A 19718-nucleotide genomic window follows, 5' to 3' on the forward strand; every position below is an offset into this window, starting at 1 on the left:
ACTCAATGGTACAGTAATATAGAGCAAATCATGAAACAAAGATAAAGATCGTAGTGACAGTAATAATATGATTTAATAAGATAAACAATAGAAGATATAACAAATTTAAGGTATAATATATAAAAAAGCAAAACATACTAGGGGGCAATTAAATGAGCAAATATTGGAATCAAAAAGTAAAAGAAATAGAGCCTTATGTTCCTGGGGAGCAACCTAAGGACAAAAAGTACATAAAATTAAATACAAATGAAAATCCATATCCACCATCTAAAAATGTTATAGAGGTTATGAAAAATGCAATAAATGATGATTTAAAGCTTTATCCAGATCCAACTTGTAGTGATCTTATAGGTGAAATTGCAAAACATTATAACTTACATAAAGATGAAGTATTTGTCGGAAATGGGTCAGATGAAATATTAGCATTTTCGTTTATGGCATTTTTTTCTACAGATAAGAAAATCTTATTTCCAGATATAAGCTATACTTTTTATAAAGTTTATGCCGAACTTTTTAATTTGGACTATGAATTAGTGAAATTAGATGAAGACTTTAATATACCATTAGAAGAACTTAAGAAACAAAATGGAGGAGTAATAATACCTAATCCTAATGCACCAACAGGAAAATATATTGATGTAGAAAATTTAAGAAAATTAGTTGAAGTCAATAAAGATAGTGTGGTTATTATTGATGAAGCTTATGTTGATTTTGGCGGAGAATCTATGGTTAAATTTGTAAAGGATTATGATAATCTTTTAGTGGTTCAGACATTATCAAAATCTCGCTCATTAGCAGGTCTAAGAGTTGGATTTGCCATAGGGCATAAAGATTTAATTGAAGGCTTAAACAGAATTAAAAATAGTATTAATTCATACACAATAGATAGAGTAGCACTTGCAGGTAGCAAAGAAGCAATAAAAGATAATGATTATTTTGAAGAAATAACAAAGAAGATAATAAATACAAGAGATAAAACTAGTAAAGAATTAGAAAAATTAGGATTTATAGTTTTAGAATCAAAATCAAATTTTGTTTTCGTAAGTCATAATAAAGTGTCAGGGAAAATTCTTTATGAAAAATTAAAAGATAATGGAGTATTAGTTAGATACTTTAATAAGGATAGAATAGATAACTTCTTAAGAATAACAATAGGAACAGATGAAGAAATGGATATTCTAATTGAAAAACTTAAGTTAATATTATAGATACCACTATGAAAATTAAATAGTTACAAATAAGTTATATATTTTATTGAGATATATAACTTATTTCTTTAACAAATTAAAAATTGTTTAGAAAATACAAATGAATGGGGAAGTATAATATGAGTAATATAATTGAAACTAAAGTAAGTAATTTTAAAATTAGATTTGCGGAAAAAGAGGACACTAAATTAATATTGGATTTTATAAAAGAATTGGCTGATTATGAAAAATTACTAAATGAAGTAGTTGCTACAGAAGAAATTCTTTTTGATTCGCTGTTTGTACAAAAAAAAGCAGAAGTTATTATTGGAGAATATGATGGAAAACCAGCTGGATTTGCTTTATTTTTTCATAACTTCTCAACTTTTCTTGGCAAGCCAGGAATATATTTAGAGGATTTATACATAAAACCAGAAATGAGAGGAAAGGGACTTGGTAAAGTTTTTCTATCATACCTTGGTAAGCTTGCACTTGAACGCAATTGTGGTAGACTTGAATGGTGGTGTATAGATTGGAATGAACCATCTATAGAATTTTACAAGGGAATGGGAGCTAAGGCTATGGATGAGTGGACTGTTTACCGGGTCGATAATGTTGCACTTTCCAATTTAGCAAATGAATTTTAATTTTTGAAAGAGAGATGGATTTTTATGGACTTATGTATTAATAAAAATTATATTTTAAATGTAGCTAAAGAAATATTAGAATTTGACAGTCCAACAGGATTTTGCTTTGAAATTATGGATAAAATAAAGGATATAGCAGAAGGTTTTGGATATGAATTTGAAACAACTAATAAAGGTTGCGGAATTATAACAATAAAAGGTGAATCTCAAGAAAAAGTAATAGGATTATCTGCACATGTGGATACTTTAGGAGCTATGGTTAGATCAATAACTTCAGAAGGAAAATTAAAGTTTACATTACTTGGAGGACCAATAGTTCCAACTTTAGATAGTGAATATTGTACAATAAGAACAAGAGAAGGAAAAAAATATACTGGTACATTTTTAAGTACTAGTCCAGCAGCACATGTTTTTGAGGATAGTTCAAGTAAAGTCAGAGAGCCTAAGAATATGGAAATAAGAATTGATGAAAATATTAAATCTAAAGAAGATACTAAAAACTTAGGAATATGTCCTGGAGATTTCATATTTATAGATCCTAAAAGCACAATTACTGAAAGTGGATTCATAAAGTCAAGATTTATAGATGATAAAGGTAGTGTGTCTTGTCTTATGGGACTATTAGAATTATTCAGTAGAGAAAATATAGTTCCTAAATTTACAACTAAAATATTGATTTCAACTTATGAAGAAGTAGGACATGGTGCTTCATATATACCAAGTGATATAACAGAAATGATATCAGTTGATATGGGATGTATTGGAGATGACTTGAGCTGCACCGAATATGATGTTTGATTGTGCTAAAGATTCAGGTGGACCATATGATTACAATATGGTTACAGACTTAGTTAATCTAGCTAAAACTAATGAATTAAAATATGCAGTAGATATTTATCCAATGTATGGTTCAGATGTTGGAGCTGCTTTAAAAGGCGGAAATAATATTCGTGGAGCATTAATTGGACCCGGGGTTCATGCGTCTCATGGAATGGAAAGAACACATTACAGCGCTTTAGAAAATACAGTTAAACTTTTGTATTTATATTTAGTCTAAAAATAATAAAGTGAAGCCATTCAGTCAGAGTTTTATACTTTAACTAAGAAATTTCACTTTATTTTTAGCATAATATGCAAATATATTATGCCATGTTTTTAATTTTAAAGGAGGTTCTAAATGAAAGCAGTTATTTTTGATATGGATGGAGTAATTATTGATAGTGAACCAATTCACTTTGAGGTAGATATGCAGACTATGAAAGACTTAGGATGCAATATTTCAGCAAAAGAATTAGAAAAGTATGTAGGTACAACAAATGAATATATGTTTGCAGATATAAAAAAGAATTATAATATAAGCAAATCGATTGAAGAAATAATTAATTACAAAGTAGAAAAGACAAAGCAGAAAATAATACAATCTGATTTAGAGCCAATAGAAGGAATTAAAGAGTTATTAAGTGAATTGAAAAATAAAAATATCCCAACAGCAATTGCTTCATCATCACCTAGAAGTTTTATAGATGTAGTTGTATCAAAATTTAAATTGCAAGATTACTTTAAGTTTATAGTGAGTGGAGAAGAAGTAGCTAATGGAAAGCCAGCACCGGATGTTTATATTGAAACGGCGAAGAAATTAGGAATATTGCCAAGGGATTGCACTGTTATTGAAGATTCAAAGAATGGTGTATTAGCAGCTAAAGCCGCAGGTATGAGGTGTATAGGCTTCCAAAATGTTAATTCAGGTAATCAAGATTTATCTATGGCTGACAATATTGTTAAATCAATATTAGAAATAAAATTTATATAGTAAATTATAATGTAAATAAGAATAAATAAAGAACTTAAGTCTTTATTTATTCTTATTTTTTTAGCCGCATTAGAATATCATTTTTATGAAAAATTAGATTATTTTAGAAATGTTTGAGATTGTAGATGTAAAATGGTATAATCAATAAGTCAAAAAATAGAAGGAGACGATTAGATGCGGCATAATAAATTAAAAAAATTAGCACTACTAGCTGTAATTTTATGTATTAATAGCATTCCTGTAGTAACTTATGCAAATGATACTAGAATAAATGGTGAAATAGCACAACAAAGTAATATTAAAATTGGTAATAACTGGCTAACGAGAGAAGTGGCTAGTCAATTGAATAAAAAACTTGGAAATCTTACAGAACAAGATTTTTTAAATATTAAAAAGATTGACTTAAAACGCAACGGTATAAGGTCCGAAATTCCAGAAGAAATAAGATTACTAAAAAATTTAGAATATTTAAATTTAAATAATACCCAAATAGGTGGACAAGTTCCAGACTATTTAGGAGATTTACCTAAGTTAAAATATTTAGATTTAGGAGATAATAAATTTGAAAGATTATCTAATAATATTAAACAAAAGATTATTAACGGAAACTATAGTTATTGTGATGTAGAAGGAAATAAATTTAGACTTGATGAAGGTTGGTATTACCTTAAAGGTAAATGGTGTTATTTAGATAGAAATGGAAACAGAATTAAAGGAAGTAAAACCATAGATCATAAAGAATATCAATTTAATGAAGATGGTAATGTAAGAGAAGGCTGGGAAAGTGACAAAAATAATAATTTTTATTATTATGACAGATTAAGTGGAGCTGTGAGAAATCAATGGAAACAAATTTCAGGGAATTGGTATTATTTTAATTCAGATGGAATAATGCAAAAAGGACTACAAACTATAAAAGGTGTTAAATTTTATTTTAATAATAGTGGAGCTATGGTTACTGGATGGCAAAAGATAGATAATAATAATTATTATTTTTCAGACACTGGTGGAATGGCATATGGTTGGTTAACTTTAGATAATAAGACGTATTATCTTGATCCAAGTACAGGCATAATGGTATCTGGAGAAAAGATTATAAATAGTGATAAATATAAATTTTCTAGCGATGGTATATTAATTAAAAATATATGGATTGATAATTATACATATGTCCAAGCTAATGGTAAAAGTGTAAATACTTATTATGATTATTCACATTCAAATACTGATTATCAGTTATTTAAATATATGACTAATGTAAATAATCAAACAAGTGTTGATAATGCTGCTATTTGGTTACATGGAGGTACTACTAGTAACAACTGTGTATATTTTGCATCAGAAGCTTTAAGAAGAATTGGGGTTAGTATTCCAAGGGCAGTGGCTAATACATATCAATTTGAAAATCAATTAAAGAGTTGGGGATTTACATATAGTTATGATTTGTCACAATTAAAGCCAGGGGATATTGTATTTACAAATAATTATTCACATGTATATATCTTCATGTGCTGGGATAATGATGGATATGCATATATTGTAGACAACCAAGGGACAAGCTATGGAAATTCAGTCTTACACAAAAGAAAAATATTTGAAGATACAGCTAGTTCAGATAGAGCAACACATTTCTTCTATTATCCCAAGTAATATGATTTTGGGATAGTGGCAGTTTAAGATTGAATTGAATTAATTTTAAAAAATTCCAACATAAAAAAGCATTTATGATTAAATGCTTTTTTTGTACACAAATTTTATTCATATATATGGAATAAATGTAGTATAAATAAAAATATGAGTATTAATTTGTATATGAAAGGAAGAATTTAAATGAGAACTCAGGTTGATATATTTTCTGGTTTTTTAGGAGCCGGTAAAACAATGCTTATTAAAAAGTTATTAAATGAAAAGATTTATGGGGAAAATACAGTTATTATAGAAAATGAATTTGGTGAAGTTGGAATAGATGGAGATATATTAAAGGAAAGCAATATTGAAGTCAAGGAAATTAACTCTGGGTGTATATGTTGTCAAGTATCAGGAGACTTTGGAGATGCTGTATTTGAAGTTTTAAATAAGTACAATCCTGACAACATAATAATTGAACCTTCAGGGGTAGCAAAGTTAAGTGAAATATTAAACATATTGGAAGGAATTAAATTTCAACATAAGATAGAAGTTAGAAATATTTTTACTTTGATTGATATTAGGAATTATGATATGTACTTAAAGAATTTCAAAGAATTTTATGAAAACCAAATAAGAAAAGCAAATAAAATTGTTTTAAGCAGAAGTCAATTAGTAGATAATGAAAAAATTAAAAATACAATGGATTCTCTTAAAAAGTTAAATTCTAATGCTGAAATAATATATAAACCGTGGGAAAGCGTAAGGGGAAGTGATTTTTTTAAAGTAAGTAATATAGAAGAGAAAAGAGAAATATCTATAATTAAATCTAACATGAGTAAAACATTCAGAAAAGAAGTAAATCATAGTGCTAATGAGGTTTTTGAAAGCTATCCTATAGACTTAAGTGAAAATATTAGTACACAAGAAATTCAAAGAAAATTCGAGTTTATAGAGAGCAGTGGGAAATTTGGAAAAGTAATAAGAGCAAAGGGATTTATAAAAGGGATAGATGGAGGCTATTATCAATTTGATTATGTTCCAAATGAATTTAAAAGTAGAAAAATTAAATGGTCTAACAAAAAAATTGTTTCAATAATTGGAAGTGAATTAAATAAGAAAGAATTAAAACAATTATTTAATTAACCATATGTATACACTTAACTTAGATAACAGAACTGCATAATTGGTAATTGGAATTTATAGGAGGAAGGTGAGTGGATGAAAATACATATTGAGATTGTAACAGGTTTTTTAGGGGCTGGAAAAACTTCTTTTATTAACTCTTTATTAAGTGAAACCCAGGTTAAAGGGGAAAAAGTTATAATTTTTCAATTGGAACATGGAGAAAAGAATGTTCTACAATCAACTAATGTAAATTATTTTGTTAAAGTCAAAAAATTAAATGAAGTTAAAGAACTTAAAGAAGAAATAATATATTCAATAAAAAAATACAATCCTAATAGGATAATTATTGAATATAATGGAACTTCTGATTTAAGGGAATTAATTGATATATTAAATGAAAAAGTTTATAGAGAATATAGTAAAATCACTACAATATTTTTCGTAGCAGATGGAAAGAGCTTAAAAAAGTATATTGATAATGTAGGAAGTTTCATAATTCCATTTATACAACATTCAAATATGATAGTTGTAAATAACATTGATTATTGTAATAAAGAAATTTTAGATGAAGGGTTTAAAAAAGTAAGAAATATTAATCCTAAAGCCTATATTCTAAAAGTTAATAATAAGTATATTTTGAAGTCAGCTCTTAGAGAATCTAAAGTTCTAGACAACGGATACTTTAAGAAATTGAAAATCAAATTTGCAAATAAAAATGGGGATGGAATATGAAAAATTATAATAGCAGAATTTTAGCTTTTTTTACGCTGAGTGTAATAATATTACTACTTTTTATTTATAAAAAATATGGAATAATTATAAATATAGAAGAAGTAGGGGATTTTGCAAGTATATTTACGAGTATAGTTCTTGAGGCAATTCCATTTATTATTCTAGGTTCTTTTATATCGGCAATAATTCAAATTTGCATATCAGAAGAATTTTTAACTAAGTTAATACCGCGTGCAAGTATATTAGGGTACATTGGAGCGGCTTTAATAGGACTTATTTTTCCAGTTTGTGAATGTGCTATTGTTCCTATAACAAGAAGACTTATGAAAAAGGGGTTACCAGTTGGAGTTGGGGTAACTTTTATGCTTGCAGTACCAATAATTAATCCAGTGGTAATAATGTCTACTTATTATGCATTTTATGATAAACAAGCTATGGTAGTTCTAAGGACAGTTGGTGGATTTGTAGCAGCAATTTTAATAGGTATAATAGTAAATGCTCTTGAAGAAAACAAACATAGTATAATCTTGGACACTATAGAAAATGATAATTATTGTAATTGTGGTTGTAATGCTTCTTTTGAAAATCAAAGCAAATTTAAAGCAATATTTGAGCATACTAATAGAGAATTTTTAGATATTATTGGATATTTAGTATTTGGTGCTTTTATATCAAGTGGATTCCAAGTTGTAGCATCCCATGGAGGGTTTGATTTTATTTCTGATAATAAAGTATTGGTTATAATTTTTATGATGTTTCTTGGCTTTTTTCTATCCCTTTGCTCAGAAGCAGATGCCTTTGTTGGTAAGAGTTTCTTAGATAATTACTCATTTAGTGGAGTAGCAGCCTTCTTAATTTTAGGTCCTATGCTTGATATAAAGAACCTAATGATGCTATCTGGAGCTTTCAAAAAGAGTTTTGTATTTAAATTAGTTATAACTACAATAAGTGTTGTATTTGTAATTGCTTGTTTATTCATGTTATGTGGAATATAAGCGTATTTGACTTATTATTTTCTTCCATATGATTAGAATAAGAATGTTATTTGAATACAATAAGGGGGAAGAATAATTGAAAAGATTTAATTTTGATGAATTTCTATGGTTTACAGTTCTAATTTTATTAGATTTATATATAATTTATTTGGTTTTTACAGGTAAAATGGAGTTCTATATAGGCGCTAAAATGATTAAATATAGCTATATTACTATAATAATGATAAGTATAATTTCAATTTTTCAATTTAAAAATGTATTTACATCAAGAGGGAATAGTAATATTAAAATAAAATTACTCCCAATTGTACTAACTTTATTACTAGGAGTAATTTCAATTAATAAACAAGAAATGTTTAAACATATTGAATTAAATAATGAACTTAAAGATAGTAAGGTAAGCAATATAGATATGAAATATTTATATGAGCATGAACTAGATTATAGCTCAATTCAAAATGAAAACAATAAACAGGAACTTCTAACAGTTAATGAAGATAATCCAATGTTACTAGAAGATATAAGAGTAAATCCTGAAAAATATATAGGCAGAAACATAGAAATTCATGGTTTCGTATGTAGAGAAAGTTATTTAAATAAAAATCAATTTATTGTAGGGAGAATTGTAATAACTTGCTGTGCGGCTGATTCTAAAATTGTAGGAATAATAGGGGAATATAATAAAAGTAATGACTTACATGAAAATGAAAAGATCATCGCTAGAGGGACTATTGTCAGGTCAACAATAAAAGATGATAATAATGTAAGTCATAGGGTACCGATAATAAAAATAGAAAAATTAGAACTTGAATAAAGCTAATACTTATAGATACAGAATGTAAAAAATAAACTTATAATTTTATTTTTCATAATAATATTCCTCCAAGTTATATTTTACAGTATCATTTTATTAACTATAGATAAAATGATACTATATTTAATAATTATCAATTATAGAATTATTTATACTAGCAATTATTTTCCAAATAAAATCGTAACAAAGAAATAGTAGAATAAAAATGAGATAACTGAAAATGTGCTATAAGAGTTAATTTCTTATAGCACATTACTATTTATTTTTATGCATCTTGTTTAAGAAAACTATATTGTGCTGAATATAAATTATAGTAATATCCATGATTTAAAAGTAATTCATCATGAGTGCCATCTTCAACTATTTTACCATGAGAAAGAACAAAGATTCTGTCACAATCTCTAATAGTTGAAAGCCTATGAGCTATTACTATAGAAGTTCTTCCTTTCATGAGTTTTTTTATTCCGTCCTGAACTAATAGTTCAGTTTCTGTATCAATATTAGCAGTTGCTTCATCTAATATTAATATTCTAGGATTTGCAATTAATGCTCTTGCAAAGGCTATTAATTGCCTTTGTCCAAGAGAAAGTCTTGAACCCCTCTCATTTACATTTGTATCATATCCATCTTCTAGCTTTTCAATAAATTCATGCGCATTAACAGCCTTTGCAGCTTGAATTACTTCATCGTCAGTTGCATTTAATTTACCATAACGTATATTTTCTTTAATTGAAGTTGAAAATAAAAATGAATCTTGAAGCATTATTCCCATTTGGTTTCTTAGTGTTTCAATATTAACTTCTTTAATATCAGTCCCATCAATTCTTATAGAACCAAAAGTAGGGTCATAAAATCTGCTAATTAAATTAGTTATTGTGGTTTTTCCTGCACCAGTTTCTCCAACTAAAGCAATTTTTTCTCCAGCATTTAATTTAAAACACGTGTCTTTAAGGACTGCACCTTCTCCTTTAGAATAGGAAAAGGTAACATGATCAAATTCAATATCCCCTTTAATAGGTGGAAGAGCTTTACTAGAATTTTCATCTAGCATATCACTTTTAGTATCTAGAATATCAAATATTCTTTCTCCTGCAGACATACTAGTAACAAATGCATTATAGAAGGAAGATAGATTTATTATAGGTCTCCAAAGCATGTCAATATACATGAAAAAAGCCATTAAAGTACCTAAAGTTAAATTTCCTTGCTTAATTAATGCATATCCAGAAATAAGTAATATAACCATGCTTAAGCCACGAAATAAATCCAAAAATGGCCAAAAGAAATCTTGAGTATAAACAGCGGTCATAAAACCATTAGCATGTTTTCCTATATGATTATCAAATTTATCTTTAGCATAATATTTTTTACTAAAACCTTGAATTACTTTCATACCTGACAATGATTCATGAGTATATCCGATTAAGGAAGAACGATGTTCTCTAAAGACTTTCCATTTTTTATTTGATTTAATTTCAATAAAGAACATAGCAAATATCAAAAATGGTATTGTAATAAGGCAGACTAACCCCAAAACAGGATTTAATATAAGCATCATACATACAACCAATATAATAGTAAAGATATTTGGAATTAAATTCACAATACTATTATTTAATAAATTTTGTAGCGCATTTACATCTCCAACAACTCTAGAAATAATTTTTCCAACAGGTCTATTATCAAAGAAATTAAAACTTAAAGTTTGAATATGAGTATATAAACTGTGTCTAATGTCCACTAATATTTGGTTTGTGATTTTAGACATAGCTATAGTTCTAATTCCAGATAAAATCATAGAAACTACATTAACAAGTATTAAGGCACCACCAAGAAATAATAGGGATTTAACATTTTTTTCTTCAACAAAAGTATCAATTGATAATTTCATTAAATAAGGAGTTAAAGTACTACAAGCCATTACAATAAGTAAAAGAAATATTACAAATATTACTTTCATTTTATAAGGTTTAACATATTCCAATAATCTTTTGACTATTGAAACTTTAGAAGATTCATTTATTATATCGTTCAAATTAATTCGCCTCCAATGCAAGTGATTCAAAATCTTGGAATTGATGAGAATAAACATTATAATAGAAGCCCTTAGACTTAACTAAGCTTTGATGATTACCTTTTTCTACAATCCTACCATCTTTCATGAATAGAATAATATCTGCATCTTTTACCCCAGATATTCTATGTGCAATTATAAAGGTCGTAGTTTTTCTCTTATTATTTTTTAGATTTTGAAGTACGTTAAATTCAGTTTCCATATCTAGAGCAGAAGTTGAATCATCAAGAATTAATATAGGGGATTTTCTAATTATTGCTCTTGAAATAGCAAGTCTTTGTTTTTGCCCACCAGACAATCCAAGTCCTCTTTCACCAATAATTGTATCAAAACCATCAGGCATTTCTTTAATAAAGACGTACGCAGCACTATCTTTAACTGCTTTTATTAAGGTGCCTTCAGATCTATTACTACCAAAATCAATATTATTTTTTATTGTATCTGAGAATAGGAAGGTATCTTGAAAAACAATAGACATATTAGCTCTTAAAGTTTCTAAGTTCCAATCCTTAACATTAATATTATCAACTAAAATTTCGCCTTTAGTTACATCGTAGTATCTTCCGATTAATGAAAGTAAAGTACTTTTACCACACCCAGTAGTTCCCATTATAGCAACACTACTACCTGATGGAATATTTAAATTTATATCATGTAATACTTCTACATTATTATAAGAGAAACTTACATTTTTAAATACAATATCGCCTTTAACAATAGTTGGATTGTAACTATTTTCTTTAGAAGAAATTTCAGGTTTTCGATCTAGTATATTTTTTATTTTACACATAGAAGCTTTATTTTGAGAAAGTAAGTTAATAAGTGATCCTAAATTTCTAACACACCAAGAAAGATTAAAGATATAGCTAGTAAAAGCAACTAAACTACCTAAACTCAAATTTCCTTGAATACATAAATATCCACCGTATACTATCATTATAATTGGTGCACTATTTGTTAAAAATTCAATTAAGGGTCCAAAAGTACCAACTATTTTTGCTTGTTCAACATTTAGATCAAAAAATTTTTGATTTACTTTTAAAAATTTTGATATTTCATGTTTTTCACGAGCAAAGGCTTTTACAAGTCTAATTCCAGAAACATCTTGTTGAACTATAGAATTAATTTCGGCAGTTTGATCGCTGATTTGTGAGTATACAGTCCAAAACTTCTTGTCCATAATTGTGCCAATGTAAGCTACAGGGAGCAGTACAACTAAACATATAATTGTGAGTGATGGATTTAAGCTAAACATTATAATAGCAGATACTGAAAAAAGTATTATTGCTTCAATGAATACTCTCATTCCAAATGCTAAAGTATCCCAAACAATATCGACATCTTCAATAATTCTTGATAATAGTTCTCCGGTATTATTATTATCAAAGAATGAAAATTCAAATGATTGGAATTTAGAATATAAATCTTGTCTTAATTCTTTGCAAACAATGACAGCAAATTTATCAAATAAATATTCCTTTAAATATCCTAGTATGCCTTGGATTAAAGCAAATGAGACGATAGCTATTAAGAAAATGAATAAATAACTTTCCATATCACCTATAATGCTATTATCTATAAATATTTTTTGAAAATATGGATAAGCACTGTCAATGCAAATACATCCTATCATAGAAGCAATAGGGATAATTAAGAATTTCCATTGTTTTGCAATGTAAGTTTTAAATAAAGTCATAAAAAGTCCTCCTTTTAGGATAGTTGATGTTTAAAATGAATTGATGCTAAAACATGTATAAAATTAATATCCATTAGGCGCCTAATAGAAGAATAATCAAATATAAATAATTTTTAACACAAAAAAAACACAGCTATTCAGAGCTGTGTTAAACACAAAATGCAATGTGATTAGTTAAAGGCTGTAAGCCAAGCTAATAAATCACATAGTTTCTCTATTTTGAGGTTTCACAGATGAAGAAATATCAATGTTAAATTGTATTGAAACAGTAAATATTTTATTAGTATTCATAGTTAAACCTCCTTTAAATTTATTTTTTAAACATCATCTATATAATATACCACAAATTTACATAAAAAGCAATAGCAATATGAAAGAGCAAAATATAACTATAAAAGCAGATAACTTCTTAATTAATTAAGAAGTTATCTATAACAGAAATATAGAATATTAATCTTTTTTATGTGTCTTTTTATTATGTTTAATTGCACAATTATTTTCTTTCTTTTCTTTTTCTTGTTGGCTTGCACAAGAAGAATCTTTTTTTTCACTCATATCATTTATCCCTCCTACCTCAAGAATTTAGTTCTAATATTACAATACTATTTTCTTCAATATACAAATTATAATACTATGAAATTAATAGTAAAAATATAGACTTTAGCGACATCTAAAGAGATGAGAGATAAAAACCGTTAGATATCAGATAAAGTTTCTTCTTGAGTAGAATTTGTAGTGTTTGAAACAATATTAAATTTAAGTCCATTTTCTGAAACATAAACTCCAAGAAATATTAATAATGCTCCTAGACTTGAAAATAATGTGATTTTCTCATGTAATACTAATACAGAGAGTATAAGAGTAATTGCTGGGATAAGATAGATATAGTTGTTAGTTTTTACTACTCCTAATTTATCTACAGTAAAATTCCAAACAACATAACAAAGACTAGAAGCTACAATTCCTAAAAATAATAGGTTAGATATTACGCTAAAGGTTAAGAGCTTGGAGATATCAAAATTAAATTCTGATGTAAATAAAAATGGAATCATAGTAAGTAAAGCATAGAAAAATATTTTTCTTGTTAGATATAGATAATTATATTTGCTGCCAAATTTCTTTGTTGTTATTGAATAAATAGACCAAGATAAAGCAGCACATAAAGCAAGAATATCACCTGTTGGATTTAACTTTAACATAAAATTACCATTAAACATAACTAAAAAGACCCCTGAAATTGCAATTAAAAATCCAAAAAAGAGATTTTTATTAAGTTTTTCACCTTTAGTAAAAAAATGAGCAAGTAGTGCTGTAATAATTGGCGCTGTTGCAACTATTAATCCTACATTTGAAACTTGTGAAATTTTCACTGCAGAATTTTCAGCTAAAAAGTAAAGTGATCCACCGGTTATTCCTGAGAGCAAAAACATGGCTTCTTCTTTCAATGAATCAATTTTATGAAATTTCGGATGTATTATAAGTAATAAAAAATAGGCTATTACAAACCTATAAAACATAACTTCAAGTGGAGTAAATGTATTTAATAGTATCTTGCTAGAAATAAAGGTAGTTGCCCAAATAACTACAGTTATTAAAGCCAATAAATTTAATAAAATTTTTTTGTCTTTCATGAATTTTGTCTCCTTTGTGATTTGATATGCCTAATATAGTATACAATAACTTATATTTTTAATAAATACTATATTCATCAAATTTAAAAAAGTACCATTCAACTATGTCTAAAATAGTTGAATAGTGTTAAAATTAATTATAATAATGAATTTAAAAATGTTATAAATGAGATGAGGGCAAGTTATGAAAAAGAAATTTGATGGATATGTTATAGTATCAGATTTAGATGGAACTTTATTAGATGACAATAAAAATGTTTCAAATGAAAATATGGATGCTATAAATTATTTCACTGAAAATGGAGGGAAATTTTCAGTTGCTACAGGAAGAGTTGTAGAAGCTACTGAAGAATATATTTCAAAAATTAAAATTAATATTCCTATAATAGTTTATAATGGTGGAGTTATATATGATTATAATAATAAAAAAATTATTAGTGAAAAATTTGTGGATGAAAATCAAAAGCAAATTACAAATAGGATTAAAGAAGATTATGAGGGCATAGGAATGGAGATATATGCAAACCGAAAACTTTATGTTCTTAAAGATTCAGGTAACTCTATTAGATCTGCTACACAAATGTTAGATATAATATATGAGATCACTGAAGAAGTATTTTCCATGGATTGGCATAAGATATTAATCGTTGGAAAGAGTGAAGTTATAGATTATGTAGAGAAAACATTTGAAGATAAATATAAGATGAAGGGTACTAGAAGTGGAAAAACATCCTATGAATTATTGCCAGCAAATGAATCTAAAGGGCAAGCATTAAAAAACATAATACAAATGTATAATTTAGATAAGAGTAAAGTTATATGTGTTGGGGATAATATGAATGATTTAGAGTTATTACAAGAAGCAGCTTTTTCTTTTTGCCCTGAAAATGGGTCAGAACAATTAAAGAAATATAGTGATTTTATAGCTCCAAGTAATGAAGAACATGTAATAAAACATATAGTTAAATGGCTTGAAAATAAATTGATAAGAGCAGAATAATCTCAGCTAATTATGAAAAAATTAAAAGCAGTAAGTATCAGGAATGTGATACTTACTGCTTTTTACTATACTTCTATAAATTATTTATATTTTACAAATCAATGTTTCAAACATTATTTTACATTATTTAACAATTTATGTGGTAGCAACTTTAATAGCTTTTATTATTACAAAAGTTAAATTTAGAAAGAAAGTTTTTAATAAAAAGTAGTCCTTTGCATTAAATCAATCTTGAAAATAATGAAAAAAGACTGTAGTAGATTTGCTTTTACATAAATCTATATACAGTCTACTTTTGTCATTGCCTTTATTTAATGAATTTTGAATTATTTGTTTTGTTATCATAAGATTTACTTTTAGCTCTATCTTGTTTTGCTTCAGAAGCATAGTGACTATCTTCTAAAACACCACCAAATACTTTCTTTTCAATGAATTTTACATTAAAGGCCCTTTCATATTGCTTTATTATATTAAGTTGTTTAATTGTAGCTATACATATTGATGTGCCGTGTGCATCCCCTCTAGCAGTTCTTCCAGATCTATGTAAATATTCATTTAATTTCAGTGGTAAATCTAGATGGAATACATGAGTTATACCTTCAACATCAAGGCCTCTAGCAGTAATGTCTGATGAAACTAATATTTTAATTTTTCCATTTCTAAAGCTTTCAATAGCTAGTTTTCTATCTTCTTTAGAAATTTTTCCGTTCATAGCAAAACAATCTTTACTATGATAATTAAGCTTTACTGTAGTTAACTCAATATCCTCATTATCATTAACAAAAATAATTGCCTTTTCTGGTTTTACAGCTACAAGAATTTTTCTTAGAGTTTCAAATTTATCACGTCTATCACACACTACAAACATATGCTCAATGTTAGGATTTATAACTGGTTTATCTTCAGATTTTATAACGACAGGATCTTTCATTAAATCCGTAGCAGCCGCAAGGGTGTCAATTTTTATAGAAGCTGAAAACAACATAAGCTGTCTATCTCTCATAGTAGTTTTTATAATATCTTTAACTACATCGGCTCTCTTAGGATCTAATAAGTTATCACCTTCATCTATAACAATTGTTTTTATAGTATGAGCAGCTATCTTTTTCTTTTTGATAAGATCAAGAATTCTACCTGTTGTTCCTACAATTATATGTGGCTTATTATCCTTAAGCTTTTTAATTTGATTATTTATATTTACTTCTCCAATAATTGACATAGAGGTTACAGGAACTTTAGAATTTTCAGCAAGAAGCTTAATTTGATCTTCTATTTGTATAGCAAGCTCATGAGTTGGTGCTAAAATTATTCCTTGCATTTCTCTTTTTGAGGTATCTATTTTATGAAACATAGGGATAAGATAAGCCAAGGTTTTACCGCTTCCAGTAAAGGCTTCTCCAATTATATCTTTGTTTTCAAGAGCTGGTAAAATAGATGAAGCTTGAATTGCAGTTGGAACAGTAATGCCTTGCATTTTTAGCCCCTCTATTATATTTGAATTTACGTTTAAGTCAGTAAAAGAATTATTCATTAATTTCTCCTTCATAGTTTAATTTTTTGGACATAATACATAGCTCGTAATAATTATAAGATTATTTATATATTAAAATTTAATCATTTAAAACTGTTTTAAGATGATGTCCTTACACATTGTTAATTAATTATATCCTTATTATGTTCATTTTTCTAGCTAAAGTTACAGGATTCTTCAAGAATAAGTAGTTATTAATTATATTTTTTAAATATAACATATATTGAATGGAGAAATTGTAAGCGTAAAAAAATTAACGGATAGATAAATATAAACCTTCATTGTTAAAATTAACATAGATTTTAACAATGGAGGTTTATTTACATGAATAATAATGAAAAGATAAATTGGAGAGAAATTGTTGCTACCTTTTCTTCTTACGAAGGAACGTTAGGAACTTTCTGCAATGCAAATCACATTACTAAAAGTCAATTTCATTACTATAAAAAGAAATTTAAGAATGAAGATAATAATTTACAGTTTCATGCAATTTCAATGAGAGAAGAAAAAGTAACAACTGAAATCACCGTAGTTCCAGCTGATAGACCTAATATAATAATAGAAATAGGAGCCACTAAAATATACGTACCGGCTAATGAAATAGCTGTTTTGAGCACTTTACTTAAGGATTTGATTACAAATGTTTAATCTTAATAAAGTTAATACAGTTTATCTTGCGTGTGGAATAACTGATTTGAGAAAAAGTATTGATGGACTAATCGTGATTGTGCAAACGCAGCTAAAACTGGATCCGTTTGAAAAATCCTTGTTTGTTTTTTGCAATAGGCAAATGAATAGAATTAAGATACTTCACTTTGATGAAGGATTCTGGCTGTACTATTTTCGACTTGAAAATAATAAATTGAAATGGCCGATGACTCCAGACGAAGCTCTTAAAATTAACAAAGAAGAATTGAAATGGCTGCTTATGGGATATGAAGTTAGAACTAAGTCTAAATTTAAGCCAATTGAAGTAAGAAATAGCTTTTAAAACAAATATCGCTGTAAACCCTTAATTTTGAACTTTTACAAGTTTCGGAATTGAGGGTTTTGTGGTAATATATGCCTATATTTGTTGTGAGGTATAGGGATGGATATTTTAGATTTAGAAAATCAACTTGATGAAAAAACAAAATTATTGATTTCTAAAATGGAAAAAGACATTGAATCAAAAGATAAAGAAATTGATGATTTAAAAAAGGAATTGGCTTTTCTTAAAGGACAGATCCTTAATAAAAACAGAAAAATTTTTGGACAATCTAGTGAACAAGTTGATTCGAGACAGCTCTCACTTTTTAATGATGCTGAAAAAAACAGTGATATTAAAATAGATGAGCCTTCCGTTGAAGAAATTACATATACAAGAAAAAAATCATCTTCTCATTTAGGAAAGAAAGATAATTTATCCGGCCTAGATAGAGTTACAATTGAGCATAAACTTACTGACTCTGAAACATTTTGCGATAAATGCGGGAATGTTCTAGTTATAATAGGTAAAAAATCAAAAGAAATTTTAAAATATAAGCCAGCAGAACTTTACATAGAAGAACATGTTTCATATACATATGCTTGCAAAAATTGCGAAGCGGATGCTGATAAAGCCAATATAATTTCTGCAAAAATGCCAAATACTTTCTTATATAAAAGTATGGCTTCAAATGAATTATTAGCTCATGTTGTTAGCATGAAATATCAATATGCAATGCCATTATATAGAATGGAATCATATTTTAAGATGATGAATGTTAATCTTTCAAGACAGACATTATCCAACTGGATAATAAGTTGTGCAAATGAACTTCAGCCTGTTTTTGATTATATGAAAGTGGAACTCTTAAGAAGAAATTATATCCATGCCGATGAAACCTATGTGAAGGTTATTGAAGAAAACGGAAAAGACTCCAACTCAAAAAGGTTCATGTGGCTATATCGCTCCGGAGGCATAGAGAACCACATAATTTTATATGATTATCAGAAAACAAGATCTGGCTCTTGTGCTGAAGAATTTCTTGAAGGTTTTTCTGGATATCTTCAAACAGATGGATATGATGGCTATAATAAAGTTAAGAATATAAAAAGACTATATTGTATGGCCCATATTCGAAGAAAATTCTTTGATATAATATCAACCTTAAACCCTGAAGCTCTAAAGCAGTCTCACGCATTAGAAGGGTTTAATTATTGTGAGCAACTTTATGAAGTTGAAAAGGATCTAAGGGAACAATATATATGTAGTGATGATTATTATGGTGATCGACATGCAATAAGGCTCAAGAGATCTTCACCCATTCTTAGTAAATTTCAAGAATATGCAGATAATGAAATTGTTAATGCGCTTCCTAAAAGTCCTTTAGGTAAAGCTCTTGCATATGCTCAAAAGTTGTTGCCATATATGAGAACTTTCTTGACAAATGGATGTCTTGAAATTGATAATAATGCAGCTGAAAGAGCTATAAAACCATTTGTAATTGGCAGAAAAAACTGGATGTTTTCCAAGACAGTAAAAGGCGCAAAATCAAGTGCAGTACTTTATAGTATTACCGAAACGGCTAAAGCCAATGGCTTAGCAGTGGAAAAGTATTTAGTATATTTATTCGAAATGTTTGCAAATTCAGAAGTTAAGGAAAAGGACATACTAGAAAAATGTATGCCATGGTCTGAAAGCATTCCAGATGAACTGCGCGTTAAGACTACCAAATAATTATTTCTATATAAAATTGTACCCAACAGAGAATATAAGTTTTTCTGTTGGGTTTATTTTATCACTTAAATTATGCTACCGCTACGCGTCGATTCATTGACGCTTACGAGAAATTGATGATAAACTAACATTGAAAAAACTAGAAA

Annotated in this window: 16 protein-coding genes and 1 pseudogene; 13 read left to right on the forward strand and 4 right to left on the reverse strand. The window is 27.5% G+C overall.

Annotated elements, in window-relative coordinates:
• Positions 1–152: 152 nt before the first annotated feature.
• The 9 genes and pseudogenes from DIC82_12980 to DIC82_13020 all read left to right on the forward strand — a co-directional run bounded on the left by DIC82_12980 (position 153) and on the right by DIC82_13020 (position 8939).
• Positions 153–1208: a histidinol-phosphate transaminase gene (locus DIC82_12980; protein ID AWK51876.1), complete on the forward strand. Its 1056-nt coding sequence runs from the start codon at positions 153–155 to the stop codon at positions 1206–1208.
• A 131-nt stretch (positions 1209–1339) separates the two neighbouring features.
• The gene (locus tag DIC82_12985; GenBank protein AWK53088.1) at positions 1340–1834 is read left to right on the forward strand and encodes a GNAT family N-acetyltransferase; all 495 of its coding nucleotides are present in this window, start codon (positions 1340–1342) and stop codon (positions 1832–1834) included.
• A gap of 24 nt (positions 1835–1858) precedes the next feature.
• A pseudogene (locus DIC82_12990) lies at positions 1859–2891 on the forward strand (aminopeptidase).
• A 120-nt stretch (positions 2892–3011) separates the two neighbouring features.
• Entirely contained in the window at positions 3012–3644 is a 633-nt protein-coding gene (locus DIC82_12995; GenBank protein AWK51877.1) for a phosphatase, read from the forward strand.
• Positions 3645–3818: 174 nt separating this feature from the next.
• Positions 3819–5294, forward strand: a complete 1476-nt coding sequence (locus DIC82_13000) for a cell wall-binding protein (protein AWK51878.1) — start codon at positions 3819–3821, stop codon at positions 5292–5294.
• A 180-nt stretch (positions 5295–5474) separates the two neighbouring features.
• Positions 5475–6416 (forward strand): cobalamin biosynthesis protein P47K, encoded by a 942-nt coding sequence (locus tag DIC82_13005; GenBank protein AWK51879.1) that lies wholly within the window; start codon positions 5475–5477, stop codon positions 6414–6416.
• Between the two features lie 75 nt (positions 6417–6491).
• Positions 6492–7130, forward strand: coding sequence for a cobalamin biosynthesis protein (locus DIC82_13010; protein ID AWK51880.1), 639 nt, complete (start codon positions 6492–6494; stop codon positions 7128–7130).
• On the forward strand, positions 7127–8125 hold the full coding sequence (locus tag DIC82_13015; protein ID AWK51881.1) for a permease: 999 nt from the start codon (positions 7127–7129) through the stop codon (positions 8123–8125). The genes DIC82_13010 and DIC82_13015 overlap by 4 nt, the downstream gene beginning before the upstream one ends.
• Before the next feature lie 76 nt (positions 8126–8201).
• Positions 8202–8939 carry a TIGR03943 family protein gene (locus tag DIC82_13020; protein ID AWK51882.1) on the forward strand — a complete coding sequence of 246 codons (738 nt, stop codon included), beginning with the start codon at positions 8202–8204 and terminating at the stop codon, positions 8937–8939.
• Between the two features lie 265 nt (positions 8940–9204).
• Here DIC82_13020 and DIC82_13025 read toward each other — a convergent pair whose 3' ends face one another.
• The 3 genes from DIC82_13025 to DIC82_13035 form a co-directional block, all read right to left on the reverse strand.
• Positions 9205–10974, reverse strand: a complete 1770-nt coding sequence (locus tag DIC82_13025; protein AWK51883.1) for a multidrug ABC transporter ATP-binding protein — start codon at positions 10972–10974, stop codon at positions 9205–9207.
• Position 10975: 1 nt separating this feature from the next.
• Positions 10976–12709: an ABC transporter gene (locus tag DIC82_13030; GenBank protein ID AWK51884.1), complete on the reverse strand. Its 1734-nt coding sequence runs from the start codon at positions 12707–12709 to the stop codon at positions 10976–10978.
• Between the two features lie 695 nt (positions 12710–13404).
• Complete coding sequence (locus DIC82_13035) at positions 13405–14340, reverse strand: EamA family transporter (protein AWK51885.1); 936 nt, start codon at positions 14338–14340, stop codon at positions 13405–13407.
• Positions 14341–14524: 184 nt separating this feature from the next.
• Here DIC82_13035 and DIC82_13040 point away from each other — a divergent pair, with 184 nt between their 5' ends.
• The gene (locus tag DIC82_13040; GenBank protein ID AWK51886.1) at positions 14525–15340 is read left to right on the forward strand and encodes a Cof-type HAD-IIB family hydrolase; all 816 of its coding nucleotides are present in this window, start codon (positions 14525–14527) and stop codon (positions 15338–15340) included.
• Positions 15341–15647: 307 nt separating this feature from the next.
• Here DIC82_13040 and DIC82_13045 read toward each other — a convergent pair whose 3' ends face one another.
• A complete protein-coding gene (locus DIC82_13045; protein ID AWK51887.1) occupies positions 15648–16871 on the reverse strand; it encodes an ATP-dependent helicase in 1224 nt (407 codons plus the stop codon).
• 324 nt (positions 16872–17195) lie between these two features.
• Here DIC82_13045 and DIC82_13050 point away from each other — a divergent pair, with 324 nt between their 5' ends.
• The 3 genes from DIC82_13050 to DIC82_13060 all read left to right on the forward strand — a co-directional run bounded on the left by DIC82_13050 (position 17196) and on the right by DIC82_13060 (position 19572).
• Positions 17196–17519 carry a hypothetical protein gene (locus tag DIC82_13050; protein AWK51888.1) on the forward strand — a complete coding sequence of 108 codons (324 nt, stop codon included), beginning with the start codon at positions 17196–17198 and terminating at the stop codon, positions 17517–17519.
• Entirely contained in the window at positions 17512–17862 is a 351-nt protein-coding gene (locus tag DIC82_13055) for an IS66 family insertion sequence hypothetical protein (protein AWK51889.1), read from the forward strand. The genes DIC82_13050 and DIC82_13055 overlap by 8 nt, the downstream gene beginning before the upstream one ends.
• Positions 17863–17961: 99 nt before the next feature.
• Positions 17962–19572 (forward strand): IS66 family transposase, encoded by a 1611-nt coding sequence (locus DIC82_13060; GenBank protein AWK51890.1) that lies wholly within the window; start codon positions 17962–17964, stop codon positions 19570–19572.
• The last annotated feature ends 146 nt before the right edge of the window (positions 19573–19718 follow it).

It is taken from the genome of Clostridium beijerinckii, assembly GCA_003129525.1.
GTDB lineage: Bacteria > Bacillota > Clostridia > Clostridiales > Clostridiaceae > Clostridium > Clostridium beijerinckii_D.